This window comes from Paracraurococcus ruber, assembly GCF_004353985.1.
In the GTDB taxonomy this organism is placed as follows: domain Bacteria; phylum Pseudomonadota; class Alphaproteobacteria; order Acetobacterales; family Acetobacteraceae; genus Paracraurococcus; species Paracraurococcus ruber.
The window spans coordinates 1-990 of the sequence record NZ_SMOA01000612.1; the positions used below are offsets into that span (position 1 = coordinate 1).

Here is a 990-nt window from a genome sequence, read left to right on the forward strand (position 1 = left end):
GGGCGGGGGCAGCCCGATCGGCCGGCACCCGCGGGCAGCCCGCGCCGGCGGCAGCCTCGCCGGCCATGGCCGCCGGGCGGTGCGGTTGGCCGGCGCCGGCCGAAGCCCGAGCCGGCATCCGGCTTCGGGCGTCCCGGCCGGCATCCGCCGCCTGGGACCCCCGGGCGCTGGCCGGCCGGGAGTCGAGGCCGGCCCCCGCCGGCGGACATCCTGGCCGGCCCCCGCACGCCGGCCGAAGCGCCCGGCGCCCCGGGCTACCCCGCCACCGGCCCCGTCCAGGAAGGAATCCCGCCGCGTGTCCATCGCCCTCGCCCTCCCCCTCGCCCCGCCCGCCGATCCGCGCCCGGCCCTGGACCGCGCGCGGGCGGCACAGGCGCGCGGCGAGCATGCGGCGGCGCTGCCGCTGCTGGTCGAGGCCATCGCCGCCGACCCCCTGCGCCCCTGGCCGCGGCTGTTGCGGGCACAGTCGCTGCGCGCCCTCGGCCGGGCGGCGGAGGCGGCGGCCGCCTATCTCGCCCTGCTGCTCGACCATCCCGCCCAGGCGGAGGCGCGGATCGGCCTCGGCCAGCTCGCCCTGGCGCGCGGCGCGCGGGAGGAAGCGCTGGTGCAGTTCCAGGCCGCCGCCGCCGCCGCGCCGGGCAATCCCTGGCCGCGGCTGGAGGCGGCGGGGGTGCTGCAGGCGCTCGGCCGCGGCGCCGAGGCGGAGGCGCTCTGCGCCGAGGTCCTGGCCGACCATCCCGGCCAGCCGGAGGCGCTGCTGCGGCTGGGCCGCGCCGCCGCCGCGCGGGGCGAGACGGCTGCGGCCCTGACACGCTTCCGCGCCGCCGCCGCGGCCGCGCCGGCCAATCCCTGGCCGCGGCTGGAGGAAGCCCATCTGCTGCGCGGCCAGGGCGATGCGGCAGCCGCCGAGGCGCTGTACCGGGCGCTGGCCGAGGCGCACCCGCGGCTGGCGCCGGCGCGGCTCGGCCTCGGCCATCTCGCCCGCGGCCG

1 protein-coding gene is annotated in these 990 nt (G+C 82.9%); it reads left to right on the plus strand.

The window, feature by feature from the left end:
• Nucleotides 1–295: 295 nt before the first annotated feature.
• Nucleotides 296–990: tetratricopeptide repeat protein (locus tag E2C05_RS32090; RefSeq protein WP_133223633.1), on the plus strand; the 695-nt coding region annotated here is incomplete at its 3' end.